We start from the raw sequence: 18,675 nt of genomic DNA on the forward strand, positions 1-18,675 counted from the left end.
CAATGAAATGAAAAGAATATTGTCACTAGACGGAGGAGGAATTAGAGGAGCTCTGACTTTAGGTTACCTTGAAAAGATAGAAAAAACAATTCAAGAAAAAGAGAATAATCCTAAGTTAAAAATATACGAATATTTTGATTTAATCGGAGGCACAAGTACTGGAGCAATTATAGCAGCAGGTCTCTGTATAGGTATGACAGCTTCTGAGATTAAAGACTTATACCTTCGTTTAGGTGATAAAATTTTTGGAAAAAAGAGAAGATTCTTCAAGAACCCCTTTAAATGGTATAAAGCTGATTATGATTATAAACCTCTTGAAGAAGAGTTAAAAAAAGTGTTCAGAGATTATACTTTAGGTTCTGATCAAATAAAGACATCTCTTTGTATAATAACCAAAAGAATCGATACACTTAGCACATGGCCACTAACAAATCATCCAAAAGCCAAATATTATGAAAAAAACAAAGGTATTTTATTATACAAATTAATTAGAGCTAGCACCGCAGCTCCCACCTATTTTCAACCACAAAAAATCAATGTAGGAGCAAATGAAATAGGAACCTTTATTGATGGTGGTGTAAGTTTGGCTAACAATCCTTCATTACAACTATTCCTATTAACAACATTAAAAGGCTTCCCTTATAATTGGGAAACAGGAGCAAATAATCTATCTATTTATTCGATAGGCACAGGAACTTCTACCAAAAGATATAATTATGAAAAGATGCTTAAGAAAGGAAAACTTGGCTGGGCAAGATTAATGCCTGAAATCTTTATGGAAGATGCTAATTATTTAAATCAAACATTACTTCAATATATGTCTCAACCTCCATCAACATCACAGGAAATAGATCGGGAGATAGGCAATCTGAAAAACGACAATTTAACCTCTAAACCCTTATTACATTATATAAGATACAATGTGCTATTAGACGAGAACGAACTGAATGATCTAGGATATACAGACCTAACAGAAGAACATATTAATTCTCTAAGAGAAATGTCTGAATCTAAAAACAAAGAACTACTCTATGAAATTGGCTCTAAAGCTGCTGAAAGAGAGGTAAAAATATATCATTTTAAATAAAAACTCATAATCATGAAAAAAATATGTTTTGTAATAATGGGATATGGAAAAAAAACAGATCCATTATCAGGTAAAACATACGACCTCAATATTACTTATAATAAAATAATAAAACCTGCGGTTAAAAAAGCTGGATTTACTTGTATAAGGAGCGATGAAATCATTGAATCTGGTATCATAGACAAAAATATGTATGCTTTATTGATCCAAGCTGATCTTGTAATTGCTGATATAACTACCTTTAATTTTAATGCTACATATGAATTGGGCATAAGACATGGCGCTAAGCGTTTTGCTACAATTGTTATAAAAGAAAAAGAAGGAGCTATTCCATTTGATATTAGTCGCAATAAAATATTTTCTTACTCTCACATGGGTAATAATATAGAAGACAAGGAGGTCAAAAGGTGTGTTAAAGAATTGAGAGAGTTAATCATTAGTGTTGACAAAAACCAAGAAATCGATAGTCCTTTATTTTATCATATTCCGAGTGTAAAACCATACTCATTACCAGAAAATGAGTATAATCAGATCATTAAAAATTTAAAAGAAAAAGAAGATAGTATTTTTTCACTTACGGAAAGAGCCGAGTTCGAAATGTCTAAAAACAACTTCACTCAAGCTAAAAAGCTATGGAAAAAACTAGTTGATAAAATTGAAAACGACCAATATTACATACAGCAACAAGCATTTTGTACATATAAAGATGAGACAGTAAAACCAAACATAGCTTTAATAGATGCGTTAAGAATAATTAGTAAGCTAGAGCCAGATAATAGAAACACCATAGACCCTGAGACTTTAGGTATAACAGGAGCAATTTACAAAAGACTATGGGAAAATAATAAAATGGAAATTGAATATTTAGATAGATCAATTGAATATTATGAAAGAGGGTTTACCATTAATCAAGATTATTACACTGGAGAAAACTATGCTTTATGTCTTGAATTAAAGTCTGAGGTCACTCACGATTTTGATGAAAAAACATACCTAAAATATGCAGCAATTAAAGCTCGAAAAGAAATCATCGAAATTATTGATCAATTAAGCAAAGAAGAGGATTTTGAAATCAGAAGTGATTTAAAGTGGGTATATGCTACTTTATCTCATTGTTATCTAGGAATAAAAAATGCTAAAAAGCATAAAGTATATTCTGATAAATTTTATGAATTAAATCCACTTGATTGGCAAAAAGCAACATACGAGAAGTCATTAAAACAATTAAAAAAAATACATCACACTGAATAAATATTCTTTAATACAGAACAATATGAGCAATAACATACCTATATTTTATAGTTACTCTCACAAGGATGAAGTTTTTAGAAAAGAACTCGAGATGCACCTTACAATACTTAAAAGGCAAGGTATTATTGAAACTTGGTATGATCGAAGAATTGCCCCTGGCAATAATTGGAAAGAAGAAATAAACCTCAATATGCAATCAGCCAAAATCATATTATTATTAATTAGCTCTAATTTCTTAGCATCAGATTATTGTTACGATAGTGAGACAATATTTGCTATGGATCAAGCAAAAGAGGAGAAAACAATCGTAATTCCAATAATATTAAAGCCATGCCTATGGAAAGAAGGTCCCTTTAAAGAATTAAAAGCTCTACCTAGGGATGGCAAGCCAATTACAACTTGGGAGAATATAGATGAAGCATGGTTAAACGTAACAGAAGGAATCTTACAAACAATCAAAAATATTCATGAAAGCAAAACACTATTAAGTCAAGATAGTCAAAAAGTAAAGTCCCTATCAAATGAAATTGTCAAACCAGGTGGAGGAATTCAAATCACACTATCAAATGAAATATTGAGGTTTCTAAAAGCCTATAACAAGTGGTACTTCTCCCCTTTAAGAATCCAAAAATGGGGTGGTAAGAGAGATGGTTTCGAGAAGCTGAGGGAATTCGACTCATACAGTATTAAGTCTGAGTTAGAAAAGCTTAAAAATATCGGCAAAGTAAAAAGCACCTTAAGCCAACAAGGGAATACAATCTATAAACTTAAGTAGGAGACGTTAAAAGATTTAGTAAAATGATAATTAATTTTATTAATAGAATTAAAACAGGTTTGATAGATTATTTAACTGACGATTGTTTAAAATATATAGCTAGTAGAAATGAGTACCTTAATGAAATAAACAATCAAATCTTATTAACTAGTTCCTCATGTTACTTATGCGTTAATACACTTGACTCAGCCGATGAAAATCAATCTATAAGAAATCTTCAAGAAAATTTATTAAATCAGAGTAATAGAGGAGTAGAAGTAAAAGTATTAGTATCATCAATTAATGAAAGATATGAAGGAGCTTATGAGATGATAACAAAAGGAATCGAGTTGAAATTTGTTTCTGGGAATATTGGTCAACACTTGAATTTTACATTATTTAATAATGAACACTCAGTTTTTGCCCTTAAAAAAGAAAAACAGAAAAGTAAAAATGCACTGCTAGTAAACGATTCAGCACTAAATTACGCTTTGACAAAAACATTTCTAAATGTATGGAGTAATAGACGAAGCTTATCATTTAATGAGTTTTTAATATCAAAAAAAAACGAACTTAGCTCTTTTGATTTAGATTATAGAATTGAGATACCAAAAATGTTTAAAATTACTGAAGCATATTTAGATCAAATATTGAATGCTTTTCCCAAATATATCTTTTTGATTGGACGTCCAGGTTCAGGAAAATCAGAAATAGCAAATGAACTTTTTGAATATCTTCAAGAGTTAAATTATCAAAAAGAATCCATAGGTTACATTGATGATTATAATATTTTACATGATTGGTCAAAAGACATAAATATTATCGGAATAGAACATCATGAACCAGATGGATTTATAGTTACTGAAAATGACATTTATAATAGATGCGAATTAGAATTAATTAATAGGATTGATAATTCAGAAAACGAAATTTTAATTGTAGAATTTTCTAGAAATGTTTATTACGATTTTTATAGAAGCTTATTAAGTAAAAACATAATGAAAAAGTCATTAATATTCTATCTAAATACATCTGTTAAAACATGTTTACAAAGAAATATTAACAGAAAATATTCTGGACAAATTCCAACTAAATATGTTCCCGAAAACATAATTAAGGATTTTTATGAAAATGATGATTCAGAAATTTTAGAAGAAGAATTTCCAGACTATGTAAATATAATTGATGGAGAAAAACACTTGGATGATGTGAAACAAGATTTGAGAAGACTTATTAATCGGAAAATATCAAAAATCGTAAAATAAAGGCTTTCATCTTAAATAATAACTTCAATCATATAATAATTAATAGTTAATTCGATTCAACTCCTAATAGTGATCACAGCTTAAGATCATATTTATTTAATATATTTGAGAACGGAATAAAACCGTAAATTGACATACAAAAGCATAGTAGCGTAATCGTATTCTTTTTCTAAGAAATCGCCAATTTCAAACAATTCCGAAGAATACAGATATATGACTACGTCCGAAAGGGCGTGGGCTGTCTGTATTGGAATTAGGTGTTTGGCGATACCTTTAGAAAGTATGATTCAGTTCCACGCTTCTTTTTTAACACTACTGTTTGGCACTGGCAGTGCAACTTTTTTTTTTCAAATGAAGTCTTTTAGAATTATCCTGTCACTGTTAATTATATTTTCGTGTAGCAACAAAAATTACAATGAAAATGAAATAACTTTTAGTGTTAGAAAGTATATAACTTCTAACGAAAACACAATTGGAGTTCCAAGAAATGTCGATTTAAATTCAATTATAATAGATTCTTTAGTTGATTACCCTAAGTATTTATATTTAGAAACAGAATTAAAATCCTTTAATGAATCCGCTAACGGCTATAGACATTGGCTAGAAATTTCTAACGAAAACAGAGGAGAGAATTTACGACTGTTAAGGTATTGTAATTCTCAGATAGACACATTACAGAAAATGTATTCTATCACCTCAAAAGAAGATAAATACTATAAAGTTTACACAACAATTAGAAAAACTATTCCTGACACAATACCTTTCCTTAAAGAAGTAAATGAAAAACTAATTGAAGCAGACTCACTATCTTGGAGTGACAATAAAATGTTTTTAGCAGATGAAAAGTTCAACATTATTGATTGTCCAGTAAAACTAAATTTAAATCTCTCTGAAGAATTAGAAGAGGAATGAAACCTATTCTGAATAAAAATATAATAACCGTAGTAAAACAACGGTAAAACGACGGTGAAGAGACGTAAAAAAGGAGTAAAGAATTATTTATACTTATAGACTCAAAATAATTGCTCACCAACGCTTAACGGTGGTAAAATGATGGCTATTAGGCAATCTATTTCATTGCTTATTTACCAAAAAATGCGGCAGATTCAATTAACCTAATCAACTTGGAAATAGCATTTTTTCTAAGAATCACTATTAATATAATTTTACTAAATTATATTAAAACTCATATTTTCAAAATAACTTGCAGAATACTAAGAGTATAAAACTATGGAATCAAAAAAAATAGAAGCAATATTTGACAGTTACCTAACTAAGGAAAAGACAAGTTATGCAATATTAATTAGTGGTAAATGGGGAAGTGGAAAAACCCATTTATGGAAAAATCCCCTTGAAGAAATAGCAAAGAAGAAAGGATTTGACCCAATATACATAAGCCTTAATGGTATTGAAAGCATAAAAGAAATTGAAGGGACAATATTCAGTCGTCTTCTACCATTTTCTGACACATTAGAAAATAAAGGTGTTAAAAATGTTCTGAAGGCATTAAACAATTTGGTTAATGTTGGTGGAAAAATATTTGGGAGAGGCACTCAATTAACTGACCTAACTAAAGGAATAAATATTAATCTCGATGTCTCCAAAAAAGTATTTTGTTTCGATGATTTAGAGCGGTGTCCAGTTGATTCAGCAAATATTTTAGGTCTCATCAATGAATATACCGAGCATAAGAACACCAAAGTCATTATTTGTTCTGCTGAAGAAGAAATAAAAGAAAAAAATAGTTATGACAGAATAAAGGAAAAGGTAGTAGGCAGAGTACTTTATTATACTGCTAATTACGACGAATTATTTAAAGGCTATGTCAAAAAAATTAAGGAAGAAGATTTTAAAAAGTTTTTGAATTCAAAAAAGGAAACAATAATTAATTTCTTCAAGAGACATAAAATCGAGAACTTAAGAACATTCATTTTTTACTTAGAAAATGTAAAGCAGGTTTATAAATTATATGCAGATGAAGAAGATATTAGTGTGGATAGAATGTTATTCTTTACAGCCATTATAAGTACGGAGTTTAAAAAAGGCAGATTGACAATTTCAGATTTAGACGACAACAAAGGAATCGATGGTTTTGCTATGTTCATCGATTTTGGAGCATCACTTAATAATAATTTCGGCAAACCAATTATCGGTGCAGAGCCTGAAGTTGAAAAAGAAAAAAGTTACAAAGATGAGTTTATTGAAGAATATTTGGGAAGTGAAAACGAAAAAAACATGTATTCATTTTCAACTACCATATATGAGTTTATTTTAACTGGCTACCTAAACGAAGAAAATTTAAAATCCGAAATTGACCGCAACAATGGTAAAATTGAAGGGGCAGAAGAATACAAGCCTTTTAATTCCCTAATGGGCTATAACTTTAGAATACTTGAGAATGAAGAATTTGAAAAAAATTTAATTGATGTCTTAGATTATGCAGAAAAAGGAATCTATGATATTTATGACTACCAGCCTCTTTTCAATAATTACAAGTATTTTATCAAGATAGGCGCGTTAAATATGAGTCAAGAGGAATTAACTGCAAAACTTCACAAAGGGTTGGAAATCGCTAATCAAAAGTGCGAAATTAATTTTGGTAAATACAGACAGATTGAAGGTATAAGAGTCTTCAAAGGCGATGAAGCGTTAAATGAAATAGATGTAAAAATTCTTGAGTTGCATGACGAAAAAAACAAACAATTAAAGAAGGAGAATGCAAACAGAATATTTGATATAATATCCTTAGATTATGATGAGGTAGATGACTTCTTAAAAGAAACCTTAAATCGTGAAAATGGTCTTTTCCAGTTTATAAACGGCAAAGACTTTTTTGACTCGTTAATCAAATTGAAAAATAAAAATATCTTAACCTTTAGCAATGCCCTTGTTGATATTTATAAGAAAACATACATTTCCGAACCAAATAAAGAACTACCTTTTTTTAAAACCCTTCACGAGAATATAACAGCGTATATTAAATCAAATGAATTAAAAAATCCTAATAAAATAATTTTAGAAGAACTAATTATAAGACTCGATGAGATTATTCAAAGTTTTGAACATTGAATAAACGAGACAAATAATTAACCTATCATCAAATTGTGGGGAAAATATGGGGATAAACAACAAAACACCAACAAACAAAAAACCTCAACTCGTTAATAAACAAACGGTTGAGGTTTTTATTTAGTACTGAAGGCGGGACTTGAACCCGCACGGCCATAATGGCCATTGGATTTTAAGTCCAACGTGTCTACCAATTCCACCACTTCAGCATCCAAGTTGCAGTCTGCAACTTAATTGGTATATATTTTATAGAGCGAAAGACGGGATTTGAACCCGCGACCCTCACCTTGGCAAGGTGATGCTCTACCCCTGAGCTACTTTCGCGTAGTCTTTTTTAATGAACTTTTCGCTGTAAAAGCGGATGCAAATTTAAACTATTTATTATAAATGCAAAGACTTTTTTAAAATAAATTAAAATATATTTAAGCTTGCTTTTTCTTTACCAACATTCGCTTAATCTCATTGAGCTTCATAAGTGCCTCTACAGGTGTTAAAGTATTAATATCCGTATGAAGGATTTCTTCTTTTATATCTTCAAGCAATGGATCATCTAAATTAAAGAAACTCAACTGCATATCATCTTTTATAGACTTTACTTTATCTGTTAATTCTTCACTAGAATGAGATTTTTCAAGCTTCGATAAAATTTTATTGGCACGTCTTATAACCTGTTGTGGCATACCAGCCATTTTTGCTACATGTATCCCAAAACTATGCTCACTACCACCTTCTACAAGTTTACGAACAAAAAGTACATTATCTTTTAATTCTTTAACAGCAACATTAAAATTCTTAATTCTCGTAAAAGTCTCAGTCATCTCATTGAGCTCATGATAATGAGTCGCAAAAAGTGTTTTCGGTCTTGTAGGATGCTCATGTAAATATTCACTAATAGCCCAAGCTATAGAAATACCATCATAAGTACTTGTACCACGTCCTATTTCATCTAATAATACTAAACTGCGGTTTGAAATATTATTAAGAATTGAAGCTGTCTCATTCATTTCTACCATAAAAGTAGATTCTCCCATAGAAATATTATCACTTGCACCTACACGTGTAAATATTTTATCTACTAAACCAATCCTAGCCTCTTTTGCAGGCACAAAACTTCCTATCTGTGCTAATAATACAATTAAAGCGGTTTGCCTTAAAATTGCCGATTTACCAGACATGTTTGGTCCTGTAATCATAATCATTTGCTGAGAGTCTCTATTGAGATATACATCATTAGCAATATAAGGTTCTCCTATAGGTAACTGTTTTTCTATAACAGGATGACGACCATCTTTTATATCTAAATCAAAGCTATCATCAATCTGAGGATAATTATATTTATTAGATTTTGCTAGACTTGCAAATCCACACAAACAATCTAACTGACCTATTAAATGGGCATTTTGTTGCACCTGAATTATGAATTGATGCATCCAATTCACCAATTCGGTAAATAACTGCTGTTCTATAGCTAAAATACGCTCTTCTGCTCCAAGAATTTTGGCTTCGTACTCTTTTAACTCTTCTGTAATATAGCGTTCTGCACTTACTAAAGTTTGCTTTCTAACCCATTCTTCCGGCACCTTATCCTTGTGTGTATTTCGTACTTCAATATAATAACCAAACACATTATTTGAAGCAATTTTTAAAGACGGAATACCTGTACGCTCACTCTCTCGCTGAAGCATACTATCTAAATAGTCTTTACCAGATTTAGACAAACCTCTAAGCTCATCTAATTCTATTGAAAACCCTTCAGCTATTGTATTTCCTTTAAGAACATTTACAGGAGCCTCTTCGTTAAGTGTTTGCTTTATCTTAGTTCTTAGCACATCACAATTATTAAGGTTTTCACCAATAATCTTTAAAGCTTCATTATTACAAGACTCTGCTACTGATTTTATTGGCACAATAGCCTCTAATGAATTTTTAAGCTGAATGACCTCTCGCGGACTTACTTTAGTAGTTGCAATTTTAGATATTAAACGTTCAATATCACCAATATGCTTTATCTGACCTTGGATCTTTTGAAGAACAGAATTATTATCTAATAAAAACTGAACGACTTGGTGACGTTGTTTTATTTTATCAGCTTGCTTTAAAGGTAGTGCCAACCATCTTTTTAATGTTCTGCCTCCCATAGCAGAAATGGTCTTATCAATGACGTTTATAAGCGTAACTGCATTTGCATTTGTAGAATGATATAACTCAAGATTTCTAATGGTAAACTTATCCATCCACACGTAATCATCTGTAGCAATTCTAGAGATTGTAGCAATATGTTCTAGCTTATTGTGTCTGGTTTCGCTTAAATAATGAAGCACAACTCCAGAAGCTATGATACCTTCATACAACTCATTTACTCCAAACCCTTTTAAGGTCTTTGTATTAAAATGCTTGGTCAACGTTTCATTAGCATAATCTGCCTGAAACACCCAATCTTCTAAATAAAATGTATGGAAATCTTCGCCAAAGGTTTGGTTAAATTCCTTTCTACTTTTTTTAGAAATTAATACTTCACTTGGGTTAAAATTTTGAAGTAATTTATCTATATAATCGGCATCACCTTGCGAGGTTAAAAACTCACCTGTAGAAATATCTAAAAATGAAATACCTATATACTTTTTATCAAAATGAACAGCTGCTAAAAAATTATTAGATTTTGAATGAAGAATATCATCATTTAAAGCCACGCCAGGAGTTACTAATTCTGTAACACCACGCTTTACAATTTTTTTAGTTTGCTTAGGATCTTCTAACTGATCGCAGATTGCAACACGCTCACCTGCTCTAACAAGTTTTGGTAAATAGGTATTTAAAGAATGATGCGGAAAACCAGCAAGTTCTGTTTCGCTCTCACTACCTGCACCTCGCTTAGTTAAAACTATATCTAAAATTTTAGCTGTTTTAACAGCATCACTTCCAAAAGTTTCGTAGAAATCGCCTACTCTAAACAACAACAAAGCATCAGGATATTTTGCCTTAATAGCATTGTATTGCTTCATTAATGGTGTTTCTTTTTTTGCCTTTTTTACCAAGAGATTTGTTTATTTTTGCCCGATGGTTATCGGAATTGTAAGATTGCTAATTTAGTTAAATAGCCTTGTTATATAAAGTCATTTGAGCATAAGTTATTTACAATTAGATATAGATTTCAACAATAATAAATTATTATTCTGAACTAAGTAAAAAACCTAAAACATAAGACTCCTATCTGAGCAGGAATAAGATAAATGAGTAGAAAATTAAAAAATAGCGAATTAGACAGACTTGAAGTTACTGAATTTAAGCAAGCTAAAAAAACACCTATTATTATAGTTTTAGATAATATCCGTAGCCTAAATAATATTGGCTCTGTATTTAGAACAAGTGACGCCTTTTTAATTGAGAAAATATATCTGTGTGGCATTACTGCTCAACCACCTCATAATGACATAAGAAAAACAGCACTTGGCAGCACAGAAACTGTAGATTGGGAATACCACGAAAACACACTAAGTGTTATTAAAAAACTAAAAGCTAATGCGGTAAAAGTATGCTCTATTGAACAAGCAGAAAATGCAACTATGCTAAATAATTTTAAACCATCTCCTAATACAAAATATGCTTTTGTATTTGGCAACGAAGTAAAAGGTGTTTCTCAAGATGTGGTTAATCTAAGTGACAGTGTAATTGAAATACCTCAATTTGGCACTAAACATTCTTTGAACATTTCTGTGAGTTGTGGTGTAGTTATCTGGGATGTTTTTAGCAAACTGAAAAAGCCCATCTAAATCTTCCCAAAGAGAAGGCTTTTCTTCTACAATTACTTGATAAGGTTTTTCTTAATCCTTAAATTGCATTATTATAAAACAACAACTAAATATGCCAATAATAAAACCTGTTAGAAATATAGATCCGCAAATTCCTGAAGATTGCTTTATTGCAGATAATGCAACAATTGTTGGCGAAGTTACTATGGGAAACCAATGTAGCGTTTGGTTTAATGCAGTCATTAGAGGAGACGTTCACTTTATAAAAATGGGTGATAAAGTTAATGTACAAGACGGAGCTGTTATACATGCTACATACCAAAAATCACCAACTACTATAGGAAATAATGTATCCATTGGTCATAACGCTATTGTACATGGCTGTACCATACACGATAATGTACTTATTGGGATGGGAAGTATCGTTATGGATGACTGTGTTATAGAAAGCAATAGTATTATTGCTGCTGGAGCAGTAGTCACTAAAAATACAGTTGTAGAATCTGGAAGCATTTATGCAGGTGTACCTGCTAAAAAAGTTAAGGATATAAGTAAAGAATTAATTTCGGGTGAAATTGATAGGATCGCAAATAACTATGTAAAATACTCTGGTTGGTTTAAGGAATAAGTTTTATTAAAAATCTAAATATTCTGTTTTAAATTGATGTTTTAATATGGAATTTAAGACTTCTAGATTCCCATTAGAATATAATTTTATAGAAGGAACTTTTGTTTCATTATTCAACAAATTGCTTTTTAAAAGAATAGCTTTGGTCTGTTTGGCTACTGCTAATCCTGAATCTATAATTTTCACTTTTTTAGGTAACAATTCTGTGAGCACAGGTATGAGATAAGGATAATGCGTACAGCCTAAAACTAGATAATCTATATTTTTATCTAGCATTGGTTTTAAGTATAATTCTAGTAAATTCTTCATCTCTTCAGAATATAATTTACCTGATTCAATTAAGGGTACTATGCCTTCTCCTATTTGCTCTATAACCTTAACACCATTAGCGTAAATATCTGATGTTTTATGAAACAATTGACTGCTTAGTGTTCCTTTGGTAGCTAATATACCTATGGCTTTAGTTTTGGTACTAAGTGCTGCTGGCTTTATTGCTGGTTCTATTCCTATAAATGAACTGTTATAATTCTCCCTTAAATAAGTAATCGCATTTGTTGTAGCAGTATTACAAGCTACCACTATAAGTTTGCAACCTTTACTAAGTAATAATTCGGTATTTTTAATACAAAGCTCTTGTATCTCTTTCTCTGATTTATTGCCATAAGGTGCGTTTTTACTATCTGCTAAATAGATACAATTTTCTTTAGGCAATAACATATGTATTTCCTTAAAAATTGATGTACCACCTACACCAGAATCGAATATGCCTATTGGTTTGTTACTCACCCGATAATCGAGATTTTATCTTTATGCTATATTACAAAAATAAAAAGTCGCTTTTAACAAAGCGACTTTCTAAAAAACTTATTTTGTTTGTAATTATATTTTTAAATGTGCTTTAACGTCTATCATAAGGTCTTTACCTTCAGCCATGATTAACATACCAGAATCTAAAACATACTGAAAACCTTGTGCTTTTGCAACTGCTTTAATAGCTGCATCTGCTTCTTCTACTATTGGCTTTAACAAATCAAACTCTTTTTTCTGTAAATCTTGATTCATTTTTTGTTGGTATTGTCCAATACTTTGTTTCATACCTTCAACCTCTTGCATACGCTTTTGGTTCTCTTCTTGTGTTTGTTGAGGTGCTTCAGCATCGTATTGTTTTAACTTATTCTCTAACTCTTTTAAAGAATCTTGAAATTGAGCTTCATATGTTTTTCCAAGTTGCTCGATTTCAGTTTGTGCAGTTTTATATGCTGGCATAGCCTTTATTAATTCCTGCTTATTAATATGTGCAATTTTACTTTGTGCGGTTACAAAAGTAGATGCGCCTACAAAAAGTGCTAATGCAACTAATAGTGTTTTTAAATTCTTCATTTTTCTAAATTGTATTTGTGTGTTATAAATTGTTAATTATTTTCCTCTTCGTTTTTCTTAGCTTTTGCTATAGAATCTCTTCGTTTTAATTGTTTCTCACGCTCTTCTCGAGCTTTTTTTCTTTGTTCTAATATTTTATTCTTTCTTGCTTCAAGAGCCTTTTTTCTTTTTGCTCTATCTCTCGCTTTTATTTCTGCAACAGTAGGCTGCTTTTTTGTGCCTAAAGTATCTTTTTCTATAGTTGACTTTGCTTTTGTGCTGTCTGACTTTACATTACTTTTTCCTTTAACAGTAGGTTTTGCTTTAGATGTACTGTCTTTCACCTTAGACGTACTTTCTTTTGCTTGGCTTTCTTTTACAGTAGTTTTATCCTCATCTGCATTGTTGTTTCTTGCGTCTAAAACTTTTTGCCTACGCTCATCTGCCTCTCTTTTTTTAGCAGCTCTAATTGAGTCTTGCTTTGCTCTTCTAGCCTCTAAAGCTTTTTCTCGCTCTGCACGTTTTGCTGCTAATTCTGCTTCTCTTGCTGCTTTACGTTCTTCTAGGGCTTTTTGTCTTTCGTCTTTTTCCTCACTAACTACTGGTACAACTTCCTCTTCCTCTAAAGCTTTGCGCTCTTTTTTACTTTTAGCTTGGCTACGCTTAGATGTCCTTGTTATCGTTCTTAAAACTTGTTCACTAATATCGTAACGCTCAGCAGAATAAAGCATAACAACATCAGCTGACTTATCGAAAACAAAATCAAACTTTTTTGTTTCGGCTATTTGTTGAACAGCTGCAAAAATCTGATCTTGTACTGGCTCTATTAATTGACGCTTTTGTATTATTAAATCACCATTAGGTCCAAAACGCTTTTGTTGATAATCTAAAATTTCAGCTTCTTCAAAAGAAATATCTTCCATGCGCTCTTCGTACAACTCCTTTGTTAAAAGCACACTTTCATTTTCTAGCTCTTTTTTCTTTTGCTCAATGGTATTGAGTTTTTTTTCTATCTCAGATTTCCATTGTAAAACTTTTTTATCTAATTGTGTAGAAGCTTGTTGATATTCTGGTACATTTTGTAAAATATATTCGGTATCAATATAGCCTATTCTAACACCACGTTGTGCATTAACACTAAAGCTCATTAGACCTATTATTGCCAATAAAAAAAGAACTTTAAATTTCATCATGATTGTTTGTGTTTTTAGACTTGTTTATGGTTAAACAATATTTTGTCGTGTTTATTAGTGTTACTAATCTTCAAATTTAACGAAATATATTCTTAAAAATTTTAACACCATAATGAAATACTTATTTAGCAGTTTGAAAATATCGTGCCAAACTTAAAATTGTTGTCCAATTATGAAGTGTGTTTCCCATTTTCTTGGAGAATTACCGTTGGGTAAATCATCAAAGGCATGACCCAAATCTATCCCCAATAAACCAAAGGCTGGCATGAACACTCTTAAACCTACACCTGCTGATCTATGCACGTCAAAAGGGTTAAAATCTCTAAAGCTATTAACAGACTGACCTCCTTCTAAAAAGGCAAGAGCATATATTTTTGCTTGGGCTCCTAAAGTAATAGCATGGCGTAGTTCTAGAGAAAATTTATTATATATAGATCCACCATCTGAGGTAGACAATGACTGATTAGGGTAACCTCGAAGCTGAATTATTTCTCTTCCGTCTAAAGCAAAGTTTCCGAGTCCATCACCTCCTACAAAGAAACGTTCAAACGGAATTACACCTCTATCATTATTATAAGCCCCTAGGAAACCAAACTCTAAACTAGGCCTAAGAACTAACTTTTTTGTTAATGCTGTGTACCAATCTGCTTTAAATTTTATTTTATAAAATTCTAACCATTTAAAACGTTCTTGGTCTATTTCACCTATTCGAACAATATCGTCTGCATTATCTGGATCTAAAGTATCTCTCTCTTCTTTTAGAGCTTTATAATCCACCCCATTAACTAAAGAATAAGGGAAAGAAAACTTTGCTGATACCGAAAAATTTGAACCTCCTGTTGGAAAGATAGGGTCTGTATATAAATTATTTCTACTTAACCCAATGGTATAAGATAAGTTATTTGCACTACCATCGCCAAAAGTAAACAAACCTGTATTATAATTATTTAAATCATAATTTTGATAACTTATTGATTGGGACAATAAAAAATAATCATCTGGTTCTCTTAACCTTGTAGACACACCTACTGTTATCCCAAGAATATTAAACCTCCTATCTCTATCTGCTCTACGGGTTTGTGAATCAAATAAAAATTGTCTCGAGTATGATAATGATGTTGATAATTGAAATGGTTTTTTTCCACCTAACCAAGGTTCACTAAATGAAAAACTATACGTTTGGAAAAACTGGCTTGCTTGCAGTCTTAATGCTAAACTCTGACCATCACCTCTTGGTACAGGCTTATATGCTTCTTTCTTAAAAATATCTTTAATTGCAAAGTTATTAAACGATAATCCTAAGGTACCTATAAAACCACCACCACCATAACCACCTTGCAGTTGTATCTGGCTAGAACCTTGCTCTACCACTTCATACTCAATATCTAATGTACCATCTACTGGATTTGGGTTTTTAATATTTGGCACTAGTTGTTGCGCATCAAAGAAACCTAACTGCCCTAATTCTCTTAAAGTTCTAATGATTTGAGATTTACTGTAAAGTTCACCTGGACGGGTTCTAATTTCTCTATAAATGACATGATCATTTGTAACATCATTACCAACTACTGTTACATTATTGTAGTAGGCAGGTTTACCTTCGGAAATACGAATTTCCATATCAATAACATTACCTTCAGCGCTTACTTCAACAGGGTTTATTGTAGAAAACATATAACCACTGTTTTGATATGCATTTGCTATACTGACAGCATCAGGATTATTAGGATCATCTATACGCTCTCTTAATTCAACACCATTATATGTATCGCCTTCTTTAATACCTAATAATGACGCAAGTTGCCTATCACTATAAACCGTGTTTCCTATAAATTCAATTTTACCGAATATATATTTTTCCCCTTCTTCTAGTTTAATATCTAAACTAATTGTCTTATCGTTATTGTAAATAATTGAGTCTGAAATAATCCTAGCATCTCTGTATCCTTTTTCTTTATATTTATCTACAATGCTAACTAAATCTTCTCTAAAATTTTCTTCTATATATTTTGAACGCTTGAAAATTCTCAGTGGACTAAGACTTCTCTTCTTCGTATTCTTCATTGCTTTACGAAGTTTCTTATCCTTAAGTTTTTCGTTACCTATAAAATTAATATTCTTAACCTTAACCTTTTCTCCTCTATCTATATTAACACGCATATTAACGCGTTCTTTTTCAACAGAATCAATTACCTCTGTGGTAACAATTTTCACTTTAGTGTTTAGAAAACCTTTCTTTTTGTATTTGTTGGTAAGATAACTTCTGGTAGTAGCAATAAGATTCTCTGTAACCTTTACACCAGATTGAAGTTTATTCTCTTTAATAATTTCTTCTTTTTTACCTTTCTTAATACCATTAATGGTTACATCTTTAAGCTCAGGCAAATCAATAAGACGAATTTCTAAATTTGCCGTATTACCTTCTATATTAGTGATAAAAATATCTATATTACTAAAAAGATTAGATTTCCATAGGGTTTTAACTGCATTAGCAATTTTCTCTCCACCTACTTGTATCTCCTCATCCTTTCTAAGCTTAGAGTAAGCGATAATGGTTTGCGGACTAAAATTGGTATTTCCTGTTACTACTATCTCTTTAATTAAATATTTTGCTCCGTCTTTAATTTGAGCATTACCAATGAATGGCATTGTAATAAATAATGCCACACAGATAATAAGCTTAGTAAAAGTGTTTAGTGCTTCTTTATGAGGTAAGTTGTTCGCTTGTTTTTCCAAATCTTCGTTCTCTATTTTGATAATTTATGAGTGATTCGTACAGATTTTCTTTTGTAAAATCTGGCCATAAAATATCTGTAAAATATAATTCTGCATAGGCAATTTGCCATAATAAAAAATTACTGATTCTTTGCTCACCGCTTGTGCGAATTAGCAGGTCTACATCTGGTAAATTTTGCGTGTAAAGATGCTTATTTATAATGGATTCATCAATACTTTCAGGAGAAATTATATTATTTTTAACTTTAACTGATAATTCCTTAATAACATTAACAATTTCTTCACGAGATCCGTAGCTTAACGCTAAGGTTAATGTCATATTAGTATTATTTTTTGTTTTTTCTATAACATCTAATAGCTCGCTATGTGCTTTTTTAGGCAAATCATTAAGACAACCTATAGCTGATAACTTTATGTTATTGTCTTGCAGTGTCTTTATCTCTTTCTTTAGAGATTTAACCAAAAGCTTCATTAATGTTTGCACCTCTATTTTTGGTCTATTCCAATTTTCAGTAGAAAATGCATAGAGTGTTAAGTTTTTTATGCCTAATTCTGCACTAGCTTCAACAACCTGTCTCACAGATTTGGTTCCGTTTTCATGACCAATGACACGCATTAAGCCTTGTTGTTTTGCCCAGCGACCGTTACCATCCATTATAATTGCTAAATGGTTGGGAAGTTTTTCTAAGTTTATTTGTTCTTTTAGATTCATTTAAAAATTGCAATAACAAGGCCTTCTCCCGAAGGTGTAAGTTAATGTAATTCCTGAAAACACATACCAATCATTGCTATTTGTATTTCCGAAACTAAGTTGTTCTCTTTGCTCACTATCTGGCACGCTTCCATCTAACTCATCTGAAAAGGTGTAACGCGCACCTATTTCTGCAGCCAACACTAAATGATTACTGATGTTGGTTTTATATCCCAACACCATTGGAATACCATAAGCCCAACTACTTGTGCCTTCTGATGTATAATGTCCGCTTTGTGCGAAGTAATAATTATCATGTTTTGCAAGAGATATACCTGAATACAAATATGGTGTTCCTTGTATACCACTTGTATGTAAATCAAATTCCCAGAACGTAAATTCCATTCCAGCGGATATTTCTAAAATACTATTATTAAAACTATAACCTCTTTGCACACGTCTTGGGTCATCCGATTTCCCATCTATACCTTCTAAATCTGAAAAAATAATTGAAGCTCTAAACGAATGCCTAGGACTTCTATTCCACTTAAACATAGCTCCAAAAGCAGCTTGATTTGGTGAGATATAATTGGTAGCACCAACATCACCAATAAAATTACTTCCACCAACAAACACACCAATCTCATAGATTTGGGCATCTGTTTTCTGCAGGAAGCACATACTTATAAAAACCAGGAATAAGTACCTCATAAATCTTTCAAAGTTTGCAAATATAACAATTATGATTAGCCTATAATAATTTGACACTAAATGTCTTTACAGATAAACAGTTTTTATCTACATTTATTGTATAATTTAGAAAGTTGAACACAAAAACGAACAAAGAAGAATTTGAAACTTAAAGTACATGAAAACTAATTACAATCTATCAA

General features: G+C 31.2%; 15 protein-coding genes and 2 tRNA genes. 8 read left to right on the forward strand and 9 right to left on the reverse strand.

The window, feature by feature from the left end; translation table 11 throughout:
• The first annotated feature begins 7 nt into the window (after positions 1–7).
• From N4A42_RS02955 to N4A42_RS02980, 6 genes are all read left to right on the forward strand, one after another.
• Positions 8–1,087 carry a patatin-like phospholipase family protein gene (locus N4A42_RS02955; protein ID WP_294069645.1) on the forward strand — a complete coding sequence of 360 codons (1,080 nt, stop codon included), beginning with the start codon at positions 8–10 and terminating at the stop codon, positions 1,085–1,087.
• Between the two features lie 12 nt (positions 1,088–1,099).
• A complete protein-coding gene (locus N4A42_RS02960; protein WP_294069648.1) occupies positions 1,100–2,338 on the forward strand; it encodes a tetratricopeptide repeat-containing protein in 1,239 nt (412 codons plus the stop codon).
• 22 nt (positions 2,339–2,360) lie between these two features.
• Positions 2,361–3,113, forward strand: coding sequence for a toll/interleukin-1 receptor domain-containing protein (locus N4A42_RS02965; RefSeq protein WP_294069651.1), 753 nt, complete (start codon positions 2,361–2,363; stop codon positions 3,111–3,113).
• 23 nt (positions 3,114–3,136) lie between these two features.
• The gene (locus N4A42_RS02970; protein WP_294069654.1) at positions 3,137–4,357 is read left to right on the forward strand and encodes an AAA family ATPase; all 1,221 of its coding nucleotides are present in this window, start codon (positions 3,137–3,139) and stop codon (positions 4,355–4,357) included.
• A gap of 282 nt (positions 4,358–4,639) precedes the next feature.
• Positions 4,640–5,269: a hypothetical protein gene (locus N4A42_RS02975; protein WP_294069657.1), complete on the forward strand. Its 630-nt coding sequence runs from the start codon at positions 4,640–4,642 to the stop codon at positions 5,267–5,269.
• Between the two features lie 318 nt (positions 5,270–5,587).
• On the forward strand, positions 5,588–7,426 hold the full coding sequence (locus N4A42_RS02980) for a P-loop NTPase fold protein (protein WP_294069660.1): 1,839 nt from the start codon (positions 5,588–5,590) through the stop codon (positions 7,424–7,426).
• Positions 7,427–7,550: 124 nt separating this feature from the next.
• On the opposite strand, the gene N4A42_RS02985 is transcribed toward N4A42_RS02980, so the two are convergent.
• The 3 genes from N4A42_RS02985 to mutS all read right to left on the reverse strand — a co-directional run bounded on the left by N4A42_RS02985 (position 7,551) and on the right by mutS (position 10,461).
• Positions 7,551–7,635 (reverse strand) — tRNA-Leu (locus N4A42_RS02985).
• Positions 7,636–7,678: 43 nt separating this feature from the next.
• Positions 7,679–7,750 (reverse strand) — tRNA-Gly (locus N4A42_RS02990).
• A gap of 98 nt (positions 7,751–7,848) precedes the next feature.
• Entirely contained in the window at positions 7,849–10,461 is a 2,613-nt protein-coding gene (gene mutS / locus N4A42_RS02995) for a DNA mismatch repair protein MutS (protein ID WP_294069663.1), read from the reverse strand.
• 195 nt (positions 10,462–10,656) lie between these two features.
• Here mutS and N4A42_RS03000 point away from each other — a divergent pair, with 195 nt between their 5' ends.
• Together N4A42_RS03000 and N4A42_RS03005 are read left to right on the forward strand one after the other, a co-directional pair.
• On the forward strand, positions 10,657–11,196 hold the full coding sequence (locus tag N4A42_RS03000) for an RNA methyltransferase (RefSeq protein ID WP_294069666.1): 540 nt from the start codon (positions 10,657–10,659) through the stop codon (positions 11,194–11,196).
• Positions 11,197–11,287: 91 nt separating this feature from the next.
• Positions 11,288–11,803 carry a gamma carbonic anhydrase family protein gene (locus tag N4A42_RS03005; RefSeq protein ID WP_294069669.1) on the forward strand — a complete coding sequence of 172 codons (516 nt, stop codon included), beginning with the start codon at positions 11,288–11,290 and terminating at the stop codon, positions 11,801–11,803.
• Between the two features lie 6 nt (positions 11,804–11,809).
• Here N4A42_RS03005 and murI read toward each other — a convergent pair whose 3' ends face one another.
• From murI to N4A42_RS03035, 6 genes are all read right to left on the reverse strand, one after another.
• Complete coding sequence (gene murI, locus N4A42_RS03010) at positions 11,810–12,589, reverse strand: glutamate racemase (protein ID WP_294069671.1); 780 nt, start codon at positions 12,587–12,589, stop codon at positions 11,810–11,812.
• A gap of 93 nt (positions 12,590–12,682) precedes the next feature.
• Positions 12,683–13,183, reverse strand: coding sequence for an OmpH family outer membrane protein (locus N4A42_RS03015; protein WP_294069674.1), 501 nt, complete (start codon positions 13,181–13,183; stop codon positions 12,683–12,685).
• A 32-nt stretch (positions 13,184–13,215) separates the two neighbouring features.
• Positions 13,216–14,355, reverse strand: a complete 1,140-nt coding sequence (locus tag N4A42_RS03020) for an OmpH family outer membrane protein (protein WP_367172475.1) — start codon at positions 14,353–14,355, stop codon at positions 13,216–13,218.
• Between the two features lie 153 nt (positions 14,356–14,508).
• Positions 14,509–17,091, reverse strand: coding sequence for a POTRA domain-containing protein (locus N4A42_RS03025; RefSeq protein ID WP_294069677.1), 2,583 nt, complete (start codon positions 17,089–17,091; stop codon positions 14,509–14,511).
• Positions 17,060–17,803 (reverse strand): isoprenyl transferase, encoded by a 744-nt coding sequence (locus tag N4A42_RS03030; RefSeq protein ID WP_294069680.1) that lies wholly within the window; start codon positions 17,801–17,803, stop codon positions 17,060–17,062. The genes N4A42_RS03025 and N4A42_RS03030 overlap by 32 nt, the downstream gene beginning before the upstream one ends.
• Positions 17,804–18,493, reverse strand: a complete 690-nt coding sequence (locus N4A42_RS03035) for a DUF6089 family protein (RefSeq protein ID WP_294069683.1) — start codon at positions 18,491–18,493, stop codon at positions 17,804–17,806. It abuts the gene before it with no gap.
• Between the last annotated feature and the right edge of the window lie 182 nt (positions 18,494–18,675).

Source organism: Winogradskyella sp. (assembly GCF_025210595.1).
In the GTDB taxonomy this organism is placed as follows: Bacteria; Bacteroidota; Bacteroidia; order Flavobacteriales; family Flavobacteriaceae; genus Winogradskyella.